This window comes from Rhodococcus sp. KBS0724, assembly GCF_005938745.2.
GTDB lineage: Bacteria > Actinomycetota > Actinomycetes > Mycobacteriales > Mycobacteriaceae > Rhodococcus_F.
This window is the reverse complement of the sequence record NZ_VCBX02000003.1, coordinates 50,294-72,618: the sequence shown is the minus strand read 5'-3', so window position 1 is coordinate 72,618 and position 22,325 is coordinate 50,294. Positions and strand designations below refer to the sequence as shown.

The 22,325-nt window shown below is 62.2% G+C and carries 23 protein-coding genes and 1 pseudogene; 20 read left to right on the top strand and 4 right to left on the bottom strand.

The features are described from left to right. Nucleotides 1-73 precede the first annotated feature (73 nt). The 14 genes from FFI94_RS33510 (at nt 74) to FFI94_RS33445 (ending at nt 13,209) form a co-directional block, all read left to right on the top strand. Nucleotides 74-682 (top strand): hypothetical protein, encoded by a 609-nt coding sequence (locus FFI94_RS33510; protein WP_260684607.1) that lies wholly within the window; start codon nt 74-76, stop codon nt 680-682. Further along, a complete protein-coding gene (locus FFI94_RS33505; RefSeq protein ID WP_138874160.1) occupies nt 679-1,530 on the top strand; it encodes a hypothetical protein in 852 nt (283 codons plus the stop codon). Before FFI94_RS33510 ends, FFI94_RS33505 begins: the two co-directional genes overlap by 4 nt. Next, nucleotides 1,515-3,092 (top strand): hypothetical protein, encoded by a 1,578-nt coding sequence (locus tag FFI94_RS33995; protein ID WP_231783616.1) that lies wholly within the window; start codon nt 1,515-1,517, stop codon nt 3,090-3,092. Before FFI94_RS33505 ends, FFI94_RS33995 begins: the two co-directional genes overlap by 16 nt. Continuing rightward, a complete protein-coding gene (locus tag FFI94_RS33495) occupies nt 3,089-4,576 on the top strand; it encodes an SCO6880 family protein (protein ID WP_030537673.1) in 1,488 nt (495 codons plus the stop codon). Before FFI94_RS33995 ends, FFI94_RS33495 begins: the two co-directional genes overlap by 4 nt. An 11-nt stretch (nt 4,577-4,587) precedes the next feature. Next, complete coding sequence (locus tag FFI94_RS33490) at nt 4,588-6,273, top strand: hypothetical protein (RefSeq protein ID WP_138874159.1); 1,686 nt, start codon at nt 4,588-4,590, stop codon at nt 6,271-6,273. Then, the gene (locus FFI94_RS33485) at nt 6,270-6,566 is read left to right on the top strand and encodes a transposase (RefSeq protein ID WP_138874158.1); all 297 of its coding nucleotides are present in this window, start codon (nt 6,270-6,272) and stop codon (nt 6,564-6,566) included. Before FFI94_RS33490 ends, FFI94_RS33485 begins: the two co-directional genes overlap by 4 nt. Before the next feature lie 19 nt (nt 6,567-6,585). After that, nucleotides 6,586-8,244 carry a peptidoglycan DD-metalloendopeptidase family protein gene (locus FFI94_RS33480; protein ID WP_138874157.1) on the top strand — a complete coding sequence of 553 codons (1,659 nt, stop codon included), beginning with the start codon at nt 6,586-6,588 and terminating at the stop codon, nt 8,242-8,244. A gap of 15 nt (nt 8,245-8,259) precedes the next feature. Continuing rightward, nucleotides 8,260-8,838 carry a hypothetical protein gene (locus FFI94_RS33475; RefSeq protein ID WP_138874156.1) on the top strand — a complete coding sequence of 193 codons (579 nt, stop codon included), beginning with the start codon at nt 8,260-8,262 and terminating at the stop codon, nt 8,836-8,838. Then, on the top strand, nt 8,835-9,074 hold the full coding sequence (locus FFI94_RS33470) for a hypothetical protein (RefSeq protein ID WP_019749775.1): 240 nt from the start codon (nt 8,835-8,837) through the stop codon (nt 9,072-9,074). The genes FFI94_RS33475 and FFI94_RS33470 overlap by 4 nt, the downstream gene beginning before the upstream one ends. Then, a complete protein-coding gene (locus tag FFI94_RS33465; protein ID WP_138874155.1) occupies nt 9,071-9,622 on the top strand; it encodes a thermonuclease family protein in 552 nt (183 codons plus the stop codon). Before FFI94_RS33470 ends, FFI94_RS33465 begins: the two co-directional genes overlap by 4 nt. Continuing rightward, nucleotides 9,622-10,353 carry a hypothetical protein gene (locus FFI94_RS33460; protein ID WP_138874154.1) on the top strand — a complete coding sequence of 244 codons (732 nt, stop codon included), beginning with the start codon at nt 9,622-9,624 and terminating at the stop codon, nt 10,351-10,353. The genes FFI94_RS33465 and FFI94_RS33460 overlap by 1 nt, the downstream gene beginning before the upstream one ends. After that, nucleotides 10,238-11,485, top strand: a complete 1,248-nt coding sequence (locus FFI94_RS33455; RefSeq protein ID WP_260684606.1) for a type IV secretory system conjugative DNA transfer family protein — start codon at nt 10,238-10,240, stop codon at nt 11,483-11,485. The genes FFI94_RS33460 and FFI94_RS33455 overlap by 116 nt, the downstream gene beginning before the upstream one ends. Continuing rightward, a complete protein-coding gene (locus FFI94_RS33450; protein ID WP_138874152.1) occupies nt 11,482-12,192 on the top strand; it encodes a DUF4913 domain-containing protein in 711 nt (236 codons plus the stop codon). Before FFI94_RS33455 ends, FFI94_RS33450 begins: the two co-directional genes overlap by 4 nt. A 63-nt stretch (nt 12,193-12,255) precedes the next feature. Further along, a complete protein-coding gene (locus FFI94_RS33445) occupies nt 12,256-13,209 on the top strand; it encodes a hypothetical protein (RefSeq protein ID WP_138874151.1) in 954 nt (317 codons plus the stop codon). Nucleotides 13,210-13,283: 74 nt separating this feature from the next. On the opposite strand, the gene FFI94_RS33440 is transcribed toward FFI94_RS33445, so the two are convergent. Both FFI94_RS33440 and FFI94_RS33990 read right to left on the bottom strand, forming a co-directional pair. Then, nucleotides 13,284-13,835, bottom strand: coding sequence for a hypothetical protein (locus tag FFI94_RS33440; RefSeq protein ID WP_144298322.1), 552 nt, complete (start codon nt 13,833-13,835; stop codon nt 13,284-13,286). Between the two features lie 555 nt (nt 13,836-14,390). After that, the gene (locus tag FFI94_RS33990; RefSeq protein WP_185993519.1) at nt 14,391-14,546 is read right to left on the bottom strand and encodes a hypothetical protein; all 156 of its coding nucleotides are present in this window, start codon (nt 14,544-14,546) and stop codon (nt 14,391-14,393) included. Between the two features lie 128 nt (nt 14,547-14,674). Here FFI94_RS33990 and FFI94_RS33435 point away from each other — a divergent pair, with 128 nt between their 5' ends. The 6 genes and pseudogenes from FFI94_RS33435 (at nt 14,675) to FFI94_RS34580 (ending at nt 19,571) form a co-directional block, all read left to right on the top strand. Continuing rightward, nucleotides 14,675-15,052 carry a transcriptional regulator gene (locus tag FFI94_RS33435; RefSeq protein ID WP_138874149.1) on the top strand — a complete coding sequence of 126 codons (378 nt, stop codon included), beginning with the start codon at nt 14,675-14,677 and terminating at the stop codon, nt 15,050-15,052. 7 nt (nt 15,053-15,059) lie between these two features. Next, on the top strand, nt 15,060-15,626 hold the full coding sequence (locus tag FFI94_RS33430) for an ImmA/IrrE family metallo-endopeptidase (protein ID WP_138874148.1): 567 nt from the start codon (nt 15,060-15,062) through the stop codon (nt 15,624-15,626). Nucleotides 15,627-16,429: 803 nt separating this feature from the next. Next, nucleotides 16,430-17,596, top strand: a complete 1,167-nt coding sequence (locus FFI94_RS33425) for an integrase (RefSeq protein ID WP_260684605.1) — start codon at nt 16,430-16,432, stop codon at nt 17,594-17,596. 114 nt (nt 17,597-17,710) lie between these two features. Continuing rightward, a complete protein-coding gene (locus tag FFI94_RS33420; RefSeq protein ID WP_138874146.1) occupies nt 17,711-18,430 on the top strand; it encodes a hypothetical protein in 720 nt (239 codons plus the stop codon). Next, nucleotides 18,423-19,295, top strand: a pseudogene (locus FFI94_RS33415) (helix-turn-helix domain-containing protein); the annotation flags it as partial. The gene FFI94_RS33420 and the pseudogene FFI94_RS33415, both read left to right, overlap by 8 nt. Before the next feature lie 123 nt (nt 19,296-19,418). Next, a complete protein-coding gene (locus FFI94_RS34580) occupies nt 19,419-19,571 on the top strand; it encodes a hypothetical protein (RefSeq protein WP_260684608.1) in 153 nt (50 codons plus the stop codon). Nucleotides 19,572-19,620: 49 nt separating this feature from the next. On the opposite strand, the gene FFI94_RS33410 is transcribed toward FFI94_RS34580, so the two are convergent. Continuing rightward, nucleotides 19,621-20,358: a DUF4145 domain-containing protein gene (locus FFI94_RS33410; RefSeq protein ID WP_138874144.1), complete on the bottom strand. Its 738-nt coding sequence runs from the start codon at nt 20,356-20,358 to the stop codon at nt 19,621-19,623. A gap of 335 nt (nt 20,359-20,693) precedes the next feature. Next, nucleotides 20,694-22,298 (bottom strand): toll/interleukin-1 receptor domain-containing protein, encoded by a 1,605-nt coding sequence (locus FFI94_RS33405; RefSeq protein WP_260684604.1) that lies wholly within the window; start codon nt 22,296-22,298, stop codon nt 20,694-20,696. Nucleotides 22,299-22,325 lie beyond the last annotated feature (27 nt).

The following is a 22,325-nucleotide window of genomic DNA, read 5'->3' as shown; positions in this document are numbered from 1 at the left end:
GTCGTTCTGACCCTCATCTGACGAAAGGCATTTCCTTCCAATGAAACTCACCCAACGCATAGGGTTCGCCGTCATGGCTGCCGCTGTCGTGGCGGTCGGGGCAGGATGCGGGTCCGACGACTCCGATACCCCCGCCGACGTGGCGACGACCGCCGCTCCGGACGTGTCGGCACCGCCGAGCAACGTCCGGTGGCAGGACTACCAAACAATCGCGTTGCCTGTCGCCGACCAGGGACCGAAAACCAACTCCGGTTCCGGCCCGGTCAGCGGCTTCACCCACGATCCGCAGGGCGCGGCGCTCGCTGCGATTCAGCAGACGGTGCGCCTTTCGGTCGCTCCGGATCACCAGTGGCCCGGTGTCGTGGCCGCAGGTGTTGCCCCTGGTCCTGCTCGTGACGACTTCGCGATCAGCCGACAGTTGCTCTCGTTCACTGCTCCGCCGGCTCCGGCGGAAGCACCGAAGATCGTGGGCTACGAGGTCACCGACTACAACACCGACAACGCAGCGGTGACGGTGTACTCCTCGTTCCCCGATCAGTCGTTCGCCGCATCACAGGTGAAGGTGGTGTGGTCGGGCGAGGACTGGAAGCTACTGCTCCCAGGCGACGACGAGACCAGCGGCCGGGTGAGTTCCGTCGACGGGCTTCCGTCGTCGGCGATTTCATTGGCGGCCAACCGATGAGGGCCACGAAGCAGCAGCCGCAGAGCAACGAGGACGAGTCCTTCATCCGTCGCAAATGGACGTTCTACCTTGCGCTGATCATCGTGGTCGTCGTTGTAGTGGGCGGTGTGATCGCCGTGGTGATCAATCGCAGTAAGACCGACGAACCGACCGCGCAGCCTCAACCGGGAACGACGATCTCTCCTCAGCAAGACCGCTCGGACTGGGGATTGCCGTACATCGACGAACTCGGATTCCGGGTCGAAGTACCCCCGAACCCGAACGGTGTCGCTCTCGATCAGGATCGTTCCGGCCAACCGGACCGGGGCGCAGCTGATTACGCAGCACTTCCGCCCGCTGGGGTGATGTGGCAGAAGGTGCAGAACTTCCCGATGCCGTTCTCCACTTCGGATGGCCCGTCGAAGGTTGACGGGGCTCTGGCCACCGGTTTCGCGCAGACACCGCAAGGAGCGGCGTTGGCCGGGTTCCAGACCGTCAACCGCGCCCAGTCGAGCTATCAGGGCGCCGTCGCATTCTTGGAACGCCGGGCAGTGGCTACCACTCCCGAATTGGAAGCGGAGCGGAACTCAAGCCTGGTCGATGCTCGCCAAGCAGTTGCCGATGGTCGAACCGGCGCTCTGGGTGCGCCGCTGATTCGGCAGGAAGCGTACCGACTCAAGTACTGGTCGCCGGATTACGCGGTAGTGGAGTACGCGGCTAACAACGTCGCCGGAAACGGATGGACCACCGCGTCTCTTGAGCTCGTGTGGCGCGACGGTGATTGGTTCGTCAAGATCGCTCCGCGCACGGCGGGCGATCTGGGGTCGACTCCGACGTTAGCGGGGTGGACGCGATGGCCAGGAAAGTAGTTCTCGCACTCGTCCTCGCACTGCTGGTGATGTTCGGTGGGGCCTCTGTCGCCTCGGCGCAGGACGCACCGCAACCTCCCGGCGATTCACAGGCGGAGGAGGAGTCGAACGGAACGTGCGATGTAGTCGGCGGTATCGCGGCCGGGGTAGCTACAGCTGCGATCCCCGTCCTCGGCGGCTTCTTGGGTGACGCGGCGGGTGGGCTGTGCGAGGCCGGCGGCAATCCGGTCACGGCGGTGACGAACTTCGCGGGCGACAAAGTCAACGAGATGTGGGATTCGCAGTTCGGCGACATCGTCAAGTCGTTCCTCGAAGCTATGGCTCAGGTGTTGACGATGGCGATGACGTGGTGGATCAAGCTGCCGAATCCGGATCTGGCGAATTCGACGCCGCTCCAGGCGATCACGGAGTACACCGGCTGGATTCAGTTGGCGTTGCTGACCGCGTCGGTGATTTTCATGGCCATCAAACTGGCGGCCGCGAAACGTCACGCACTGCTCAACGAAGCGGAGGAGACGTACAAGGCGTTGGCGCGCACGGTGTTCGCGACGACGATGTTCGCCTCGATCATCGCGTTGGCCACTCTGGCCGGTGACCGGTTCGCCGAGTGGATTGTCGACGACACCTCGAACAAGGACCCGATCGGGATGGTGAACTCGATGCTCGCGGTCAGCGCCTTCACCGGTGCTTCTCCGGGGCTGCTGTTCGTGATCGGCCTGGTGGGGATCTTGGGCGCGCTGGCGCAAGCTGCGTTGCTCGTGGTCCGTCAGGGCTTGTTGATCGTCGCTGTCGCGGCTGTGCCGGTTGCGGCCGCTGCGTCCGGAACGAGTACGGGATCGCAGTCGTACCAGAAGTTGGTGTCCTGGATTCTGGCGTTTCTGCTGTTCAAGCCCATCGGCGCGCTGGTGTATGCGATGGCATTCCTTTCCGCTCAGGACTCGGCGCGAATCACCGAAGGGCAGACGCCGACGGCGGATCAGTTCCAGCAGTCCTTGATCGGCATCATCTTGCTCGCGCTCGCGGCTGCGGTTCTGCCGGCGTTGCAGCGGTTGATCGCTCCGGCGGTCGCGGCCGTGGGGTCCGGCGGCTCGGGCGCGGCGGCGACGGGCATGGCGTTGATGGCTGGCGCTGCGGCATTTACCGGTGGCAAGTCGATGGCGGCCGGTAAGTCGGCCGGCGCAGGCAGCAAGTCTGCGGGCGCGTTCAGCGGCGGACCCGGCGGCGGAAACAGTGGCGGGTCCTTCGCAGGTGGCGGTCGTCCGGGCGGCGGAGGCGGCGGCGGTGGCGGCGGTGGTTCACGCGGCGGCGGCCGCGGAGGAGCGTTCGGTCAGCCGCCGAACACGCGGACCTCTCCGGCATCTGGCCGCACTTCTCAAGGTGCCAGCGGATCGCGCAGCGCGAGCAGTGGCGGCAAGGGATCCGGCGGCGGATCGAAGGCGAGTAAGGCGATCGGCGCAGTCGGCTCGGGTGCGAAGTCCTCCGATCGCGGCGCGGGAGACCTTGCCGGGGACCGGTATTCGAGTAGTCAGACCGATCTGGGAAGGAACACGATTCGGCGATGAGCACCACAAACGAGAACGGTTTGCTCTACACGGGCTGGACCAAGCCACGTAATTCCGGGTTGTTCGGTCTGACGTGGGGCACGACGATCGTCTGCTTCGTGCTGGTGATCGCGGTTATGGGATCGATGTTGGTCGGTGGTTTCAAGGTCGGCCTGACGGTGTTGGCGGTTTCCGTCGTCGTTGCTGCCCCGCTGGTGTGGGGCAGGGACGGACGGAGTGGATACGAAATGACGGTATTGAGAATGCAATGGCTCCGGACGCGCCGTCGGCGCGAAAACATTTACCGCGGTGGACTTTTCTCTGAAATCCCCGGCGGGAAGGCACTTCTGCCCGGCGTGGCCGCGGACACGAAACTCTACGAGGGTGAGGACGCCGCCGGGTACCGGTTCGGGATGATCCACATGCCCAAACTTCACCTGTACACGGTGGTCCTCAAGGCGTGGCCGCAGGGCGATGAAGCGGTCGATCAGTCGATGATCAACGAATGGGTGGGGGAGTGGGGTGTCGTCCTCGCCTCGATGGGTCAGACCTCGGACGTGGTCTCGGTCGTCCCGGTGATCGACTGCGTTCCCGAGACCGGAAACCGGTTGCTGGCGGAGGTCATTCGTCAGACCGAACCGGATGCACCGCAGTTGGCGCAGGACTCGAACTACGAGGCGGCTGAACTGTTCGCCACCGAGCAGGCTCAACTTCTTCCCCGTTTGGCGGTCACGTTCCGTGCGACCACCGATGCTCGTAAGAAGGACCCTTCGGAGCAGGCCGTCGAAATCGGTCGCAGGCTTCCCGGTCTGTGCGCCGCGATGCGCTCCGCCGGAGTCGGCGTCCGCCCGATGGCAGCCTCGGACGTCATTTCCTTCGTTCGCCGCTCCACCGATCCGGCCTCGCAGGAAGACATCGAACGCGCCGACGCGACGGTGGAAGGACACGGTTTGGACTGGTCCGATGCCGGCCCGATCTCGCATGAAGAACGCTTCGACCAGTACATCCACGACGGTGCCCGCTCGGTGACCTGGGAAATGGAGATGGCGCCGACCGGCGCGGTCGACGAAGGCGTGTTGCGCCGCATCCTCGCGCCGAACCCCGACATCCCACGTAAGCGGGTCGCGATCGTCTACCGCCCGCACACGGCCGCGGATGCAGTCAAGATCGTCGACAACGACTACAAGAACGCGCTGATCGCCGAACAGGGCGGCAAAGGCATCGGCTCGGTCACCGCGACGTTGAAGGTGGAAGCGACCGCCCGTGCCCGTGAGGAACAGGCGCGTGGTCACGGACTGGTGCGGTTCGGCATCTTGATCACCATCACCGAACCTCTCGACGGGGACATTCCGGCGATCGACGCGATCATCAAGGACCTGTCCGTGCAGGCGCGGTTGAAGGTGCGCCGCGCGTACCGCTACCAAGCTGCCGGGTTCTACGGCTCCCTCGGCATCGGCGTCATCTTGCCCGAGCACGCCTCCATGCCGTCGGCGATGGCCGGATAGGCGGCGCGGTCATGGTCAAACTCCTCACCGAAGAACAGCGCCGGCAAGTGCTGGCACGCTCCCACGGCCCCACCCTGGCCGGTGTCCTGGCTCGTCATCACCTCAAGATGGACGACAAACGCCGCCGGAACCTGGAGGCACAGAAGGCAAGCGAAGAACAAGAAGGGTTCCTCCTGCCTGCCCTCAAGCTCTCCGACCGCGGCTATCGCGGTGCGGGCGGTGGCCGGATGGCCTCGGTCGGCCGTCAGGTCGAATACCGCGCATCCTCGGCGCAGGCGGCCGGCATGTGGCCCTGGGCCGTCGGAGCCGGTGCGCCGCTGATCGGGACACCGGTCGGGCGTCATCTGCTCACCGGCGCCCCGGTCCTGTTCGACCTGTTGTCCTGGTTCGTCGAAGGCCTGATCACCGCCCCGGTCGGGTTCGTTCTCGGACTCAACGGATACGGCAAGTCCTCGTTCGTGCGCCGGATGGTGCTCGGCGGTGTCGCGCAGAAGGTGACCACCCTCGTTCTCGCCGACGTGAAGCCGGACTACCGCAATCTGATCGAGGCCGTCGACGGTCAGGTCATCGACCTCGGATACGGGTACGGCCGGGTCAACCCTCTCGCCGGTGGTGTCCTCGGCTCGATCCTGCCTCGGCTGGCGGTGTTCCCGGAGCTGGCCCGCAAGATGCTCACCGAACTACGGGCACGCCAGTTGCAGACCATGTCCGGACTGATCGAACTTTCCCGTGGCAGTGCGGTGCGCGACTACGAGGAAACGATCATCTCGTCCTGCATCGAGATCCTCTACAACGAAAAGGGCTTCACCGCGGAGAACCCGCCGTTGATCGAGGACATGTACAAGCTCGTCAAAGAAGGCCATCCGGAGCTGATGGAGAACGCGGCCGCCGTCGGCGAGCACGAGTACCGCGAAGCGACCCGCGATCTGCAACGTTCACTGCGCGGGCTGGTCAAGGGCTCGTTCGGTGAAATCTTCAACGGCCACACCACCACCGAAATCGACCTCGACGCCCCTGCGATCTGCATCGACGTCTCGCACATCCCCGAAGGCCACACCCGTCTCAAGGCCGCGGTCATGTTGGTGTGCTGGTCCGACGGCTTCGCCGCCATCGATGCCGCCCACGCCCTCGCCGATGCCGGCCTCGGACCGCAGCGCCGCTTTCAAGCTGTCATGGACGAGCTCTGGCAGGTGCTCGGGCTGGGTGAGTTCATGGTCGATCGCGTCAACTCGCTGACCCGATTGAACCGCACGATCGCGACCGCGTTGTGGATGATCACGCACACGATCACCGACCTCGAAGCCATGGGCTCGGTGTCGGCGGCGAACAAAGCGAAGACGTTCATCGAACGTGCCCGCGTGAAGGTCATCGGCGCTGTTCCGGAAGCGGAAATCGACCGCCTCGAGCGGATCGTGAAGTTCACCGGCACCGAAGCCGACATGGTCACCGGTTGGTCTTCACCGCCTGCTCGCACCGGCGAGCGGCGCAAAGAAGGTGAGCCGAAAGAGCCGCCGCCCGGTCAGGGCAAGTTCCTGATCAAGGTCGGTGAGACCCGCACTCCCGGAATCCCGGTGCAGCTGATCTTCACCCCGTCGGAAATCGCATCCGGCATTCACGACACCAATTCCCGGTACGGCGACCTCACCTCGGACGCCCTGAGCGACGACGACGGTTTCGAAGGAGAGGGCGCGGCATGATCGCCGAACGCAAGTACAAGTCGCTCACCCCGCAATTGCGGGCAGCTGCGGTCAAGAAGGTCGCCGAGCTGACCACGAAGGTGTCCTCGCGGTGGAAGGCGATCGTGCTGGTCGCCGAAGCGTTGGAAGTGCATCCGAACACGCTCCGGAACTGGGTCAACGCAGATCCGGAGATGGCCGCGACCCGGCGCGTCGACACCGCTCGTCTCGAACAAGAGCACCGGGTCCAGCTCGCGGCTGCGACGGAGCTGATCAACGAACTCTCCGATCACCTCCACGGCCGCAGGCAGTAGGGGCAGGTCACCTGAAATCATGGACGTGAAAAAGATCGGCGCATTCTGCGGCGCCGCACTGCTGGGCTTGGTGATGATCGTCGTGGTCATCATCGGTCCGGCCACGGAGAATCCCGATTGCGTACCCGGCGGAGGTCGGGTCGGATCGGTGGCTCCCGCCGGCTCACTGGTCAAGCCGACCAAGAGCAGCGAGACCACCGATACTTCGGGATTCGGTGCGCGCTGGGGAACCCAACACCAGGGGATCGACCGCGCCGGTCCCGTGGGCACGCCGATCTACGCATTCACCGACGGCCGAGTCGTCGCGGCCGGCCCTGCCGCCGGATTCGGCAACTGGATCATTCTCGATCACCAGATCGACGGGAAGGTTTACTCGACCGTCTACGGGCATATGTTCGACGACGGCGTTCTGGTCAAGGTCGGCGACCAGGTTTCCGCTGGTCAGGAAATCGGCAAGATCGGCAACGCCGGCGAGTCCACCGGCGCCCACCTTCACTTCGAGGTGTGGGACGGTGGCCGTTTGCCTGACGGCGCAGGGACCGCCGTCGATCCGGCGCCGTGGGTCGACAAGGCCGCCGAACCCGGTGCCGCTGCACCAGCGCCCGCACCAGGACAGGAACCTGCACCGAGCAACCCAGCTGAACCGGGCACCGGCGGACTGAATTCCAGTCAGCTCGCTCTCGCAAAGCAAACGGTGGCAGTCGGGGAGTCGCTCGGGGTTCCCGAACAGGGAATCGTCGTCGCCCTGTCCACGGAGAGCCAGGAAAGCACGTACCGGATGCTCGCCAGCTCCAACGTCCCGGAATCGCTGCAATACCCGCACGACGGCGTCGGCTCCGACCACCTCTCGGTCAACCAGTTTCAGCAGCAGGTCACCATCTGGGGGACCGCGGAAGAGCTGATGAACCCGGTGACCGCGAACGTGAAGTTCTACGACGCCTTGCTCAAAGTGTCGGGGTGGCAATCCATGCCGGTCACTGTGGCCGCTCAGACGGTGCAGGGTTCGGCGCATCCCGAGTTGTATGCCGACGACGAACCGCTCGCCCGTCAGCTCGCCGCCCAGTTCAAGGGCGCAGGGAAGGACCTCACGCCGCAAGAGTTGGCCGATATCGCCAAGGTCGGTGTTGCGACAGCGGTCGTCGACGGCGGTGTCGGTGTCTGCACTCCAGGAGTCTCGAACTCCGGCGGACCGCAGTTCAAGCCGGGTGGACCGTTCGGCGCGAACGTCATCGCGGCCGCCTCTCGCTGGATCGGTACGACCTACGCGTGGGGCGGCGGCGATCAGAACGGCCCGACCAAGGGCATCAGCGACGGCGGCGGCGCAGGAGATGCGAACGGCGATCCGAACAAAGTCGGATTCGACTGCTCCGGTCTGACGCTGTACGCGGTGTTCCAAGCCTCCGGCGGACAAATCCTGCTTCCGCACTTCACCGGAAGCCACTCAAATCCCGGTCAGCTGTACGACGCTCGGGGACAGGACATTCCGTTCGATCAGAAGCAACCCGGCGACCTGATCTACTTCGGCGCCGGTGGGGACACCCACCACGTGGGCATCTACTACGGCAACGAAAACGGCCAGGACATGCTGCTCAACGCCCCGCAGTCCGGGCAAACCGTCTCCATCATGCCGCTCTCGGGTTGGGCCGGCGAAGACATGTACGTCAAGCGTTTCGGATAAAGGGAGAACACGATCATGACTCGCACACGCAACACTGCGGCCGCTGCCCTGCTGGCCGGGGCGCTTCTGCTCGCCGGATGTGGTTCCGGAGGTGACGGGCACGACAATCATCCCCTCGACGAGGGAGGCCCCGCCGACAGCTCACTGACGACCCCGCCCCCGCCGCCGCTGCCGGGTGCATTCGCCGGAGTCGACCAGAACGATCCGGAATCGGTCATGGTCGGCGCAGCGCAAGCCCTGTTCTCCTACGCCCCCGCCGAGGAAGCGAACCAGCTGGCCGCAGCACAGCGGGCCGCGCCGCTCTTCGACGAGCGGTACTACTCGGAGAACTCCGGTTCCTTCATCGCCCTCGCCCCGATCACCGGCAAACAGTGGCAGAGCTGGGCGGACGAGGGCGCGATCGTCACAGCATCGGCGAGTGTGACCAGCGACGAACACCCGGCCGATCAGCCGGCGAAAGTTTCCCGCGTTCTCGCGGTCACACAAACAGCAACCACACCGGAGGGGAAACCATTGAGCAGCACCACCTTCGCGGCATACATGAGCGCGACCAAACTCGGCGTCTGGCGCGTGAGTGCGGTGGCCGTGCGATGAGTCACGAACTTCTCTACGCGACCGGAACCGCTGCCGGTGAGCCGGCGGCGGCACTGGGCATCGCCCTCGAAACCTTGCAGGAACTGCTCGGCGAACTGGAGTCGAACAACACTTTCGTTGTCGTGCAGGGACATTCGCACACCATCACGCCCACGTCAGTGCAGCAGCCAGGGATGATGCGCAGCGAACGCCCCGGCTACATCGCCACCGTCACCACCGTCGTGGAGATCTCATGAGCGGGGGAGCGCACCGTCTGCTGAACTGCGCAGTTGTGCTCGCGGTCGTCGGGGCCGGTGTCTGGGGAACGGTCACTGTTCGCGAGTTGATCGCACCGGTCACCGATTCCGCGGCGTCGACGTCGGGTCAGGTGGTCCGGGTCGTCGACGGCGACACTGCCGATGTCCGTCTGGCTTCCGGCGAGGACGTCCGGGTCCGGATCTTGGGGATCGACACTCCGGAGACGGTGAAACCCGATGCGGCGGTGCAGTGTTGGGGACCGGAAGCGAGCGCCTGGGCGCACACGATGCTCGACGATGCAGCGGTGACGTTGACGGGCGACCCTCGCTCCGACGATGTCGACCGATACGGCCGATCGCTGCGTTATCTGACCTTGCCGGACGGCACCGATTACGGCGTACTTGCGGCGCGGGAGGGTATGGCGCGGGCGTACGTCTACGGCAACACACCTATCGAGAAGACCGCGGAAATAGCTGGGGCGCAAGAGGATGCGCGTTCGGCAGGAATCGGACTCTGGGGTCCGCCGTGCAACGGAGAGGCAAACTGATGAGTACCAGGACAGTGAAAGATCCATCAGCCTCGGACGGGCTGTTGCCGGCGGTGCTCATCGCCGGTTTAGTGGCGGTGGTCGGTGGCAGCGTGTGGGCAGGTATCCACCTCGGGACCGACCAGGCCGCGCCGGGAAACCCGATCGCGATCGTCAAGGGCTTGATTCGAGGTGAACTCGTGTGGGAGACCGGGTCGACCCTGGTGGTTGCCCTGGTCCTGGCAGCAGTGATCGCTCTCGTGGTGGCCACGGCCGTGCTGGTGCGGCGGGTGCAGGGGGAGAAGACCCGCATCGACGCGAAAGCGAAGGTCATGGGCACCGGACGCGACATCAAGGGCATCACCGAAAAGGAATGCCGCTCGGTCGCGTACAAGAGCTTGGGCATGAAAGAAGAGCTCAAGGACCGAACGAAAGCGGTCGGGGTGCAGATCGGGAAGCACCTGCTCACCGGGCGGATGCTGCGCGGCAGCTACCAGGATCTTCACTGCGACATCTGGGGACCGCGTACCGGTAAGTCCTCCTCTCGGGTCATTCCGGCGATCCTGTCGGCGCTGGGAGCGGTGCTGACCACGTCGGATCGACCAGGAGACGGGAAACACGGTCAAGGCCCGGTCGGTGGACTGGGGAACCTACAGCGACCCGGCCAAGCCCGTCGCGAAGGGCAAAGTGCATGTGAACACCCTCGTTCCGCGGAAGGTATGGGTGTTCGATCCGCAGGGCGTCGCCGGTGAGGAACCGACGTGGTGGTGGAATCCGTTGTCCTGGGTCACCGACGAGGTCAAGGCCGCTGACCTGGCGGAACACTTCGCGGCTGGTGACGACGGAGTCGAGGCGAAAAAGGACCCGTTCTTCGATCCGGAAGGGCAAGACCTGGTCGCCGGGCTGCTCCTCGCGGCCGCTGTCGACAACCGTCCGATCACCGATGTGTACCTCTGGGCGACGCAGGAGACCAACGACGAACCTGTCGCAATCTTGAAGGAGGCGGCCGGCGGGAAGTACGCGATGCAGGCAAGTGGCCTGGCGGCGCAGTACAACCAGACCGAAAAGCAGCGTTCCGGTGTTTTCACCACGGCGAAGAAGATGATTCGCTCGCTCAAGCTTTCCGCGGTCCATCCGTGGGTGCGACCGATGGGTCCGGGGGACAATCGTCCGCATTTCGATCCTCGGGCGTTCGTCGCGAACGACGAGACGATGTACAGCCTCTCGCGAGAAGGCAACGGTTCGGCCGGTCCGCTGGTCACAGCTCTGACGGTCGCGATCATCGACGCCGCTGAGCAGCTGGCCACCAGCTCCCCGAAGGGCCGTCTACCCAAGCCGCTGATTGCAGCTCTCGACGAGGTCGCCAACGTGGTGCGCTGGACGAAGCTCCCCGGCCTCTACAGCCACTACGGCTCACGCGGCATCCTGATCATGGCGATCTTGCAGTCCTGGTCACAGGGCGAGGACGTGTGGGGCGCCAAGGGCATGAGCAAACTGTGGTCCGCCTCGAACGTGCGCGTCTACGGCGGCGGCGTCGCAGTCGACGACGGCAACTTCCTCAAGGACATGTCCACCGCGATCGGTGAGCACTGGGAAATCACCGGCTCCGTCTCCAACAGCGGCAACGGTCGCAGCGTCTCCAAGCACCGAAGCAAGGAACGCACCCTCACCGAAGCCGAACTCGAAGCGCTACCCCGCGGCCGCGCGGTCGTACGTTCCTCGGGTAACTCACCGACGCTGGTGAAGACAGTGCCCTGGTGGGAGGGACCGAACAAGGACGCTGTCGTGGCCTCGATCAAGGTTCACGATCCCGAACCGGAGAAGACCCTGGCGAAGGCCGTCACCAAGGTCGGCGCCGTCGACGCAGTGGAGCTGGTCGCATGAGCACCGATTTCGACTTCCCCGGATTCGCCGACGACTTCGAGCCGCCACCGGAAGGTGCCTACGACGAGGTGCCGATCGACGACCCCGGCGACCCGGCGCCCGCTGTTGATCCCGGCATCGCTGCGCCGGCCGAACCTGCCGCTGCGCTCAGTGCGCAGATGGAAGGGTTCGTGGCACGGGCGATGGACAAACGGATCAGCAAGGAAGCCGATGCGATCGCAGCCGCGAAGTTCGAGGAAATGCTCACTCCCGAACTGCATGCCCAGCTCCAGGAAGCCGCACAAGCGCGCCTCGCCACGCAGCTCGCGGCGGCGCTCGAGATCCCGGAGGAACCCGAACCCGAGCCTGAACCGCAGATGGTGTTCGGCTCGGCAGAAGAATTCATGCGCGACTGGCTCGCCCCGACCTACCGCCGTCAGGTGATGGACACACCTTCGCGTGTGTGGTGCCCGCAGTGGTGGAAGCACGAGGAAGCGGTCAACCGCGTCGAAGCTCTCTGGCGGGCGTGGGAGTACCTACGCCTGGATGCGAAGACCGGCATGAGTGTGTGGTGGCGCGATCACGCCGATCACCACATGGAAAAGCTGTTCGCCGGCGATGGCCCCTTCAAAGCGTGCTCGGCCGAGCGGGGCCACAAAGGTTCCGTGAAGCCACTGCCCACCGACAAGGCTCCGGACGCACTGTTCCCCGATCAGCGCGAGACGTGACCCCCGCGAAACCGCACTTTCGGCCCGCACCCGGCGGACCGGTCCGACGAAAGGTGAGAACAGATGTCCGATGACGAAGTAGGCACGATCGGCCGCGAAATGGGCATGGCGATGCGCGTGGCAATGCAGGTGATGAGCCGACTCGCCGAGCAGATGGCCCGCTCCCGCGAACAACGGATGCGGGACGCACAGCATCGCAGCGAACAGGCAACTCGCGAGTACGCCGAACGTCTCAAGGTCGAACGGACAGCCGCCGAGACGCAGCTCCGAGGAGTCTCGGACAAGCAGTGGTGGGATCAAGCAAAGCCGGAGGCGATCACCGACGCCTACTTGCAGGCAAAGGCGTGGAGCCCTGAATCGGAGATCGCTGCCCAGGCTGCACACAAGATCCGTTCCGAAGTCCACCAGCGATACGGCTTCGACGTCGACAACGATCAGGCAGCACGGGACTTCCTCGCCTACGGCCGTGCATACAAGGACGTCGCCGGTACGGAGCAGAAGCGGGCTGCGCAGGATCGCGTCGAAGCTGGTGCTGCGATGACCGCGGCCGAGAGCGCCGACCGTAAAGCCGAACGCGCAGCGGTCGAGCTCGAAGAGGCGAAGACGTGGGCTCGGGAGAACACTCCAGAGTGGTTCGCCGTCTGGGAGCAGACGTACGGCCCGGATGCGGGGAAGGACGAACGGACCGAAGCCGAGAAAGAACTTGTCGGGGACTGGCAGCGATCGCAGCCCGAAAAATCAACGGCAGTCGAGGAAGGCAACCGCGTCCAGGGTGACGATGAGCGTGGCGAAGCTGTCGAGAAGTATGACTCCGCTGACCGGCGGACCACGTTCGCGAACAGCATGCACGCGGCCGGCGTCGACTCCGAAGCGATCGCAGCTCGCATGTCGGCCGACACTGCGCAGGGACGGCCCGCTCGCGATGCGGTCCGCACCGGACCGGGCAAGCCGCCAGTCGCACGGAAGGGGAAGACGAACAAGTCACAGGGGCGCGACCGCCAACATGCCGGCCGATAGGTAGGTAATCCAAAGAAGCACGAAGGCCCCGCACACAATCTATGCGGGGCCTTCCGTGCTCTCGACCAAGGAAGTCAGGCTACGCGCTGGTGACTTTCGGTCGACGCTCTCCGTGCCCGGACGAAGCGCCGGAAGAGATCAAGCAGGTCGTCGTCCTTGGCATGCGCTCGGTGGGTCATACTGATATTCGTGGCGCGACCACGTTCCAGCCCGGGCTGGATTTTGAGAACATCCTTCGGGGACGTCAGGACCTTACCGTCGCTGGCTACCACCGCACGCTCCATTTGTGCGTAGCTGAGCACGCTCGTTTCGTAATAACGACGCGCAGACATCAACAGCGTAGAGCGGGCCCACGCTCGCGGAACCAGGACAAGCGGCTTTCCGTCCGCAACCGGCAGCATCAGCACCTTGTCCGTCCACCCTCTCGCATGGGGATCCCACACCTGCCTGGTGAATCTCTCGACACGATGTCGGCCAGATCGGAACTGCGGAAATTGCTCGACCATCTCGGCAGTGAAATTGGCCAGCGGTTCAAATACGATTCTCGTGGTGATGTCTGATGTGATGTCGCGATCGATACCCTCGACAAACAGTGGAAGATCCTCGATCTGACGGAGCACACTCACCCTGATCAGCGCCTCAAGTTCAGTGTTAAGGCTCGTCCAGATCCAGGACCCGACTTCTCCGGCCCCACCGTGGCCACTGAAACTATTGGCGGCCAATCCAAGTCGTGTCTCCCATGGCTCAACGAACCGCTGCAAAAGTTCGAGGCCTTGTCGACGTGCGACCCCGCCAGGAGTGAGCACGCATCGAGTAACTTCAGCAAAGAAACTCTCAGTACATTGATTTGCCTGTGCAGCAAATGGATCCGTGCCGCCGGCAAGCCGAATTGCATACGGGTCGACGAACATCCTGTTGTCGACCGAGATGTCAACGTCAAGGAAAGGCACGGGATCCGAGATCCCGTAGTAATCGGTAATGAGAGCCACAGCTCCCCCTTCTTAGGTTGTGGCCCAAGGAGGAGGAGGGACTACCTGTCCCAGGAAACTCCTGTACGCTCACGCCGACTCTCCAAAGTCATCGCCGCGCCCTCGGGCCGGTCCTGCCTCGACCTGACGTTTCAGGATCGAGACAGTTAGATGCGGGTGGTCGGCAGACGCCTGCAAGCATCGGCCGACCACTCATTTTTCGTTCCGGACGCCCTTGTGCTGCTGCGAGCTTCCGTTGAGAATCTTTCCGGTGGATGTGTCGCGTTTGAACCAGGTCTTCCCGACCTTGAATTCGCTGCGGCTTTTGACTGCGCCGACGCGATGTCCGCGCCCCGTGTTCTTCGCCATCTCGACTCCTGTTCATGATCTACAGTGTTGCAGTATTACAACACTGTATCGATATCGTACCACATCACGTTTCGGTACTGAAACAGTCTCCTGAGGCGTTAGGATTGCCGAGTGAGAGGAAAAACGCAATGACACAGGCTGTAGAACTGGAGAAACTCGTAGGTGTTCTGGATTCGCGAATCACGGCGGAACACATTTCATGGAGAACGGCCGCAAGCCAGATTGGCGTGAGCCCGGCCCTCCTGTCTCGGCTCCGAAACGGTCTTCAACCCGATCTGCAGTCCTACGCCAAGATTGTGCGGTGGCTGGATATGTCCGCCGATGACTTCCTCGCCGAACCCGCACATTCAGTTCGTGGAGACGACAGCGACCAGCGGGAGCTCGAGACAGAAGTAAGTGCACTTCTCCGAGCACGTGCAGATTTGAACGAACAGGACAAGAAGCATTTGGAGGACATTTTCCGCTTGACGTTGGCGCACGTACGTGCGGGCAAAGCTGGATCTTGAGCGACGAATGGCAACGACAAAGAAGGCTCTTCGACAACTCGCCGACGAAGTCAGAGCAGAACTCGGATTGAGTCGGCACGATCCGTTCGACCCGCACATTTGGGCACAGGAGTACGGGGTCCCGTTCATTTCCCTGAACGACGTACCGTTGCCCGCGGAAGCGAGACGCAGATTCATCGTCGATGCGCCGGAACTTTGGTCCGCCGCGCTCGTTCAGAACGGAACGGGTCATGTCGTGATTTACAACCCCGCGCACACGCCGGCCCGAATCCGATCCAACCTGGCGCACGAGGTCGCACATTTCGTTGCCGAACACACCATCTCCGCAGCGTGGGTCGATCAGAGCAGGTGCGCTGGCACCAGCAAAGAGCAGGAGGGAGAGGCAAGTGAACTCGCCGGAGCGCTCCTCATTCCCGCTGACCAAGCGTTGCAACACGCGATACGCGGCGCCAACCCGGACGCAGTGGCGAAGCAATACGGCGTCAGCCTGGAGATGGCGCAGTGGCGCATGCGTATCTCCGGTGGCGCGAAGATCGCTTCACGGAGTCGGGCACGGAAAATCCGGGCAACCTGAGACGTGCCCCAAACCGGTGTTGCGCGAGCACCGTAACGAGCACAACGGCCGCAAGAACTTCTGCGAGCTTTCTACGCAGGAGCGACCCCGCGCGTGATGCAGTACGGCAACGGACCAGGTAAGTCATCGGGCGCCAATCCCGCCCCTGAAACCCGCCCCTGGAGGCTTCACCCCACCTGCACCCAACAGATTCTGGACCTTTAGAGGAGAAGCATTTATCGAACGTATGTTCGATTCAATCGATAAAAAAGCGGGGAATAACTCGAAAGTCATTCCCCAGCTCAAGATGTCAGCGTTTCCGCTTGTGTATGACACTACGCGATGATGCAGAAGTGAGCAAACCTGAAATCGATCCCGCAACGCTGGATCTCACAACCGATCCATACGCCCAGCACATCACCACTCGACTCCTGGACTTCTTTGGTGATACCTCTCCATGGCAGCGGAGACTCTGGGATACCGGGACCGTCACCGCACTGTGCGAGCTGGACGAGGCATCGAGCTGGCGGGCCAAAAGCGTGCTGTCATCAGGTGCAGTGAATTGGCTGGCGTCCGACATCATCCGCCTAGCCGGCAAAGACATTGGAGTAGGCAATCGCGAGCTGCGGTCACAATTGACCAGCACCCTCAAATCTGGCGTTCCCCATGGGAGCCGGAACCATAGAACTCTCAGGCAAATAACTGACATGGTGCGGGTGGGCTATGTGGGCCGATGGGGCGCTGCCGTGGGCGGCCCATCTCGACCGTCGCCGGAACGACTCTCCCGAGCTCTCGCATCCCACCTCCTAGATTGTGGCTACAGCATGCGTTTCCTACACCGATGGGTCACAGGCAATGTGTACGCCAACAACTCCCTCGGCGAACTGCTCGACTCCGCTGGGTCACTTTCCGAACACGAAGTTCGGGAATTCGAGGTGATGGTGCCTTTCATCTCCCTACCGGGAATGCAACTTGCCGAAGCCCTACCCGAGTGGCGCAACGCAGGCGCATTGAATGAATGGGCCCATAAGAGAGCGGCCAAGCTGACCAGCACTCCTATGTGCGGGGGATTTTTGTACAAGATCGAGGCCAGGGATCATTTTGGTGCCGGTGACGCCACCAACGAAACTATCGACAGGATCATCGCTCGCAGCAGCTACACCCGAAAGACTGGTCGCGGCGCCAAGATCCCCGAACCTTTTGGGAACGTGTGGGTCTGGGACGGCAGCGAATGCCATGAGGTCGCATTGCAGCCGCCGGGGCGGGGCGCATTCGTCCTCTCTCTACAGACCGAGAAACAGGTTTACAACGTCTCTCGTCCTACCGCACTGGATGACGCACTCGAACTCGCCGCTCCACTGAACTACGGATCCCCTGGGCCAGCGATCTCAGGAGGGTGGGCCGCCATTGAGGCACTCCTCATCGCGCCCGGGGATAACGAGGACACCAAAGAAGGGCGTGGAGCCGTCGCGGCTGATCGTATGGCCGCCTTGGTGTCCTGCTCCTGGCCAAGAGGTGAACTGACATCGCTCTCTCACAAACATGCCCCCAACACGCCAGATCGCCTAGCGCTAGAACTGGGGAATGTTTCGACCAATCGCGAGCGGGCCGTACTGGTCGCTGATGCACTTAAATCAGGTCGCTCACTCGAGCTAGCACGACCCTCTGACATCGCAGCAGCCCAACGGATGCAGAGCCTGGTAAACAATCCGCGCAGCACGCTTGGCGACGTAACGAAACATGTCACGACAGCACTTCGGCGGCTGTACAGACAACGCAACCTCTTGATGCACGGGGGTTCCACCAACTCTGTTGCCCTGCAAGCCACCCTACGAACAGCTGCACCTTTAGTCGGCGCGGGACTTGACCGAATCATCCACGCCTCACTGAACGATGGGGTTGATCCACTGTCTTTAGCATCACGCGCCCTACTCAACCTTCGGTTGGTCGGCGGCGATGACGGACGACACCTGGCAGACCTTCTCGAGTAATCCCGGCTACGGACCATCTCGGAATCAACTACCCAAACCTGAAGTAAAGTAGCCATATGTGGTTCAAAACTAAAGTCATATGATAGGTTTCTACACTAAGACTTAGGAGGAGCTGTGGATGCTGGCCGTAGGTGGGCGCTGGAGACTTTCGGTGAGTACGGCCCCCACATTAGGGAGCAAGTTGCCCAACACATTCGCAGTGAACACGAGGCTTCATTGGATGCGCAGGAAGCATCCGGACACCGCTCGAAGAGGGTTTACGGCGAGTTCTGGAGTGGCGTTCTCGAGCGTTTCGAGACCTTCGGCAAGTTGCCCGACGCGGCACTCGTTCGACCAGGTCGGGCCCCATACAAAATTCCAGTGATCAAGGGTGTCGCACTGTTCCCATGGCGGTTCTCCAACAACAAGGACACTGGCCTCGGTGAGATTCTGTTCGGCACTTCTGAAGCTCGAATTGCAATGACTGAATTGCCTACTCCTGCAACGCAAGGGGCGCTGGATTTGAACCTGCCTGATGCCGGACTTTCGGAATCAGACAGGGCAATGCTCGAAGAGTTCCAGCTAATCGCAGATGACAGCTCCGTACCTTCAGGACGCCTCGTGGTCGTCGCAGTATCCAGTTCTAGCCGCGGCTTGTTCTCAGTTGAGTGGGGGGAAGTCCAGCTCCGCGCGGATCGTTGCGTGCAGTGGATGGATTTCACGGAAAGTCTGCTACCGGTTCAGCAGACGAAACCAGTCTCGATCACACCAACACGGACTTTCACGTCAGGAGCATTGCCCCCAAAGTTCCCTCGGAATCCAGTAGAGAGGTCAGGCGAATCACACGATGGCTGACACCGGCAACCGTGAACCGGAACTCTCACTCTTTAGCCGGGATGTCCAATCCGAGCTTGCTGTCATAGCGGACGCATTTGAGCCAGCGCGACTCACCCAAGCCCGGGTATTGGCTGAACTAACCAAGTCAGAGCTCGCAGATGCGGTGGGCGTTTCGGCGGCAGCGATTGGGCAGTACGAGTCCGGTATCAACAAACCGCGACAGGAACTGTTACCCGGCCTATCCAAATCCCTATCAGTGCCGGTGCAGTTCTTCGCCACAGGGCGCCCGTTTGGGCATCTCGATACAACCGATGCGCATTTTCGGAGCCTACGGTCTACCCGCGCGAAGGATCGAGCCAAAGCTGCCGCACACGCAGAACAACTCTGGGAGCTCACACATGCGCTCGAAAAGCGTGTGAAGTTCCCCGATCTAGATCTTCCTGAAATCGAGGAAGGGACTTCGCCGGTCTACGCCGCTCAACTCTTACGTCAGCATTGGAGGGTCCAGCGAGGCCCCGTGCCCCACCTCGCCGCCACGATGGAATCACGCGGTCTCGTAATATGTCTCATCCCATTGACCAACGAATCAGTCAGCCGCGTCAAGGCATATTCCACCAGAACACTGGGCCGCCCATTGGTGATTGTTACTCCTGAGCGCTTCAAATCCGTATACGAATACCGATTCACATGCGCTCATGAGATCGGCCATCTACTCATGCACCCCAGCCCGCTTCCTGGGGATCGTCAGCAGGAGCGTGAAGCGGATCAATTCGCTGCCGAATTTCTCACCCCACGGACGGAGATAGAGCCGCTGCTGCCCAGGACTGCTCGTATCGCGTCCTTAGAACAGCTAAGCGGAACATGGGGCGTATCCGTTGAGTCGTTGATCTACAGGATGGGGGAACTTCAGCTAGTAGGGGACGCGTCAATCCGCCGAGCCCATCAGCGTCTCGCTGAGATGGCTGGCCTTCGGCGAGAAGAACCGCTGACCTCATATCCTGGTGAGATGCCCAGCCTTCTACACGAAGCGCTGGAATTGACGGGGCAGATGGGTTTCTCACGTGCCGATCTCGCGGAAGAGCTGTGCTGGACTCAGCGCCACCTGGCAAACATCCTCGGTGAAACGGATACGAGACCTGCTCTCCGCGTAGTCCGTTAGCGGTGGCGCTTATCGTCTTGCCGATCAGGCACTGACCGTCGGCCGGATTTTATGTCGAAGCAGCCTTTTTGGCCTCGCGTGCACTTTTAGCTCGTTCGATGCGTTTCGGCGTCTGAAACACTTCGTCGAGAAAGATGGACATCATGTTGAGGATCTCGTCGGCCTCTTCCGCGATCACATCGTCGATGAAATCGCCGTGGGCCATGTCATTGCCCAGAAATCGAATCTCATGTGCGGCTTCCTGAATGATCGCCCGGATGTGGCCATGTTCAGCAAGGGTGTCGATCTTGGTCGCCAGATTTCCCTTGACGATTTCCTTCTCCTTGCAAGTGGCTTCGATTACTGATCGAGACATCAGTACGGCGGCACGGAGGGCATTGAAACTTCGACACCGGTAGGCCTCGTCTGCCGCGGAGGCGATATGCGTCGGTACATCAGGGAAGTCTCGACCACTTGCACGTTCCGGGTACCAGACCGATATGTCCGCAGTGGAGTGGACCGAAGAGGCGGACACACCCCGCGTTGCGGTCCCGCCTACACCCGCACTGGGCCATTTGCAGTTATCGCACGTATACAAACCCGCAATGGAGTCACCCTCCCGCTCACCGTTGGGATTCAACACTTGCGTGTAAACGAGCGTCATGTGTGAGGACTTTTCACAATGCCAACAAACTCTGTTCGCCATGGCACAAAGACTAAGCGACGCTCCTCCGGTGAAAACCCATTTCATTGACACCTGGTCGGCGTCAGAAATCGCGTTCAATCTCACGGTCGTGCTGCGCGCCATTCCGCAACGGCTTCTCCCGAACTGGTGGGGGTGTTTTTCCGTTTCTTTGCGCAGGCGGGGGAGTGTGAGGTCCTTACCGAGGCGTCCGCCGTAGAAGATCGGCTTGGGATCAGCCCCGGGCGCGAGGCCGTCCCGTTTGCGATGCAGTCCGAACCGGGGCCGGGCCGGGTAAGACTCTGGTCGCGTGGCAGGGGAAGCCGAACAAGTCGCAGGGGCGCGACCGGCAACATGCTGGTCGTTGACCGGCCGTAGAGCTGAGACGACGCAGGGCCGAGGCAGACTTTGCTGCCTCGGCCCTGCGTCGTCCGCGTGCTTCTCAGGCTGTACTGAGACTGCTAGCGGTTACGCATCAGGTGATCCTCGGTCAATCGTCTAACCTCTCGCGCGGCGGCTTGTGCGCGGTCTGGCGAACCGCCGAACAACCCACTGTGCAACGGCAACCAGTCGCCGCCGGCTCTCTCGCATTCATCGAGGTATCTCGACCACACGGAATTCGATTCATCGAAGGCAGCGGTGCGTTGCGCGAATGTACCCAGCCATGGATCGGCGTGAACACGACCGCTGTCTTTGATGTCGACGGTAATCATCGAGAAGAGCACCTCTGCTTGATCGAACAGCTTCTCGTACTCCGACGAGGAAACCCCAGCGCTGTCGAAGTTCCGCCGCAATGTCTCTCGCAAGTACCGAGATGCGGGAAACCGGACTCCTTGGCGGAGCCGGCCTGACACAATCGCCCCGAGCATCTCATCCGTCAGAAATCCTTGCTGATGTGCGAACAGCGTTTGAGTGATCTCCGCGGTGCGAAGAGAGTAGTACGGAGAAGCACCGACGATCATGGGGCGATGGGAGGTAACTCCTCCGAACTGCTCTGACACATCAAGCTGAGCCTCGCAGCTCAAGGTCTGAATCATTCGATAGTTTCCCTCGCGAAGGGCAGCGATCGTGGCGGCGTACATCAAAAGTGTCGTCGGAAACAGTGCCAAGCCCGTCAAGTATTCGGCGCGCATTGGCTGGATAATCGATCCAGGCTTCGACGCGTCGACTCGAGTCGCTGCGATGTCCTCGAGCGCTCGTCGGAAGACCGGAACATAGTCCACACCCCACAGGCCCCCTCGAATGAAGAGGTCAACAGCCGGATCGACCAAGTCGCGGTAGGTCTCGGCACCCTCTACCATCTGCCTTACCCGACTCGCGGAGTCGCTTCCGGGAACGAATGCGGGAGGGAACTTGTCGATGTCCTGAAGTCCGGCGAATACCGGTCGCAGGATTTCCCGTACGGCGCGATCGACTCGCGGTTGCGGGCCTCCTGTACTGAGCATGTCCTCCAACTCGTGAATACGAGACTCAACGGACTGCGTTGCAGTGAGAGTTGCCGTCGACTCAGCGGGACGGACTGACAACGCCCCGACTGTCGCAGTCGAATCAATACCTGCTGGTGCGGCCGCGAGCCGAGCAGCCCGAGCAGTGTCTAGCTGGTGCAGTTCGTCCACTCGACGCGCGATGGCTTTAGCAAGCTCCTGCCCGTTTTTGATCTTGTCCGCACCAAAGAAGTCTGCAAACTGGATGGCACCGAGATAGTCGCCGCTTCCAATGTCGTAGCTCGGAATTTTCGACTCGTCGAACCGAACATTGAACAGCCACAGATCCTCCGGGCGGCGTCTCCTCAGTTCTATCGATGCGAGGTTCAACTCCTCATTTTGTCCATTGGAGCGTTTGCTTTCGCCGTTCTCGGAGAAACACATCACGGCAACGGCGCTATCTCGAAGTGCTGTCTCGATCGTCCTTTTCCACCGTGTACCCACAGGTATGGACGTTCGATCCAGCCACACCGCCAGCCCTTCCGCTTCCAACAGTGATATGAGCTCGTCAGCGACGGCAGAGTCCTCGCGAACGTAGGAAAAGAACACGTGGCCCGGGCTCGCGGGTGAAGGTGTCGACACGCGACGATCTTACTGGTCGTCCGGTTT

Bases quoted from the DNA above. Each gene is read 5' to 3' on its own strand.
- FFI94_RS33510 (WP_260684607.1), top strand. From the start codon at position 74: ATGGCTGCCGCTGTCGTGGCGGTCGGGGCAGGATGCGGGTCCGACGAC.
- FFI94_RS33505 (WP_138874160.1), top strand. From the start codon at position 679: ATGAGGGCCACGAAGCAGCAGCCGCAGAGCAACGAGGACGAGTCCTTC.
- FFI94_RS33995 (WP_231783616.1), top strand. From the start codon at position 1,515: ATGGCCAGGAAAGTAGTTCTCGCACTCGTCCTCGCACTGCTGGTGATG.
- FFI94_RS33495 (WP_030537673.1), top strand. From the start codon at position 3,089: ATGAGCACCACAAACGAGAACGGTTTGCTCTACACGGGCTGGACCAAG.
- FFI94_RS33490 (WP_138874159.1), top strand. From the start codon at position 4,588: ATGGTCAAACTCCTCACCGAAGAACAGCGCCGGCAAGTGCTGGCACGC.
- FFI94_RS33485 (WP_138874158.1), top strand. From the start codon at position 6,270: ATGATCGCCGAACGCAAGTACAAGTCGCTCACCCCGCAATTGCGGGCA.
- FFI94_RS33480 (WP_138874157.1), top strand. From the start codon at position 6,586: ATGGACGTGAAAAAGATCGGCGCATTCTGCGGCGCCGCACTGCTGGGC.
- FFI94_RS33475 (WP_138874156.1), top strand. From the start codon at position 8,260: ATGACTCGCACACGCAACACTGCGGCCGCTGCCCTGCTGGCCGGGGCG.
- FFI94_RS33470 (WP_019749775.1), top strand. From the start codon at position 8,835: ATGAGTCACGAACTTCTCTACGCGACCGGAACCGCTGCCGGTGAGCCG.
- FFI94_RS33465 (WP_138874155.1), top strand. From the start codon at position 9,071: ATGAGCGGGGGAGCGCACCGTCTGCTGAACTGCGCAGTTGTGCTCGCG.
- FFI94_RS33460 (WP_138874154.1), top strand. From the start codon at position 9,622: ATGAGTACCAGGACAGTGAAAGATCCATCAGCCTCGGACGGGCTGTTG.
- FFI94_RS33450 (WP_138874152.1), top strand. From the start codon at position 11,482: ATGAGCACCGATTTCGACTTCCCCGGATTCGCCGACGACTTCGAGCCG.
- FFI94_RS33445 (WP_138874151.1), top strand. From the start codon at position 12,256: ATGTCCGATGACGAAGTAGGCACGATCGGCCGCGAAATGGGCATGGCG.
- FFI94_RS33990 (WP_185993519.1), bottom strand. From the start codon at position 14,546: ATGGCGAAGAACACGGGGCGCGGACATCGCGTCGGCGCAGTCAAAAGC.
- FFI94_RS33435 (WP_138874149.1), top strand. From the start codon at position 14,675: ATGACACAGGCTGTAGAACTGGAGAAACTCGTAGGTGTTCTGGATTCG.
- FFI94_RS33430 (WP_138874148.1), top strand. From the start codon at position 15,060: ATGGCAACGACAAAGAAGGCTCTTCGACAACTCGCCGACGAAGTCAGA.
- FFI94_RS33425 (WP_260684605.1), top strand. From the start codon at position 16,430: ATGCGTTTCCTACACCGATGGGTCACAGGCAATGTGTACGCCAACAAC.
- FFI94_RS34580 (WP_260684608.1), top strand. From the start codon at position 19,419: ATGCCCAGCCTTCTACACGAAGCGCTGGAATTGACGGGGCAGATGGGT.
- FFI94_RS33410 (WP_138874144.1), bottom strand. From the start codon at position 20,358: ATGGCGCGCAGCACGACCGTGAGATTGAACGCGATTTCTGACGCCGAC.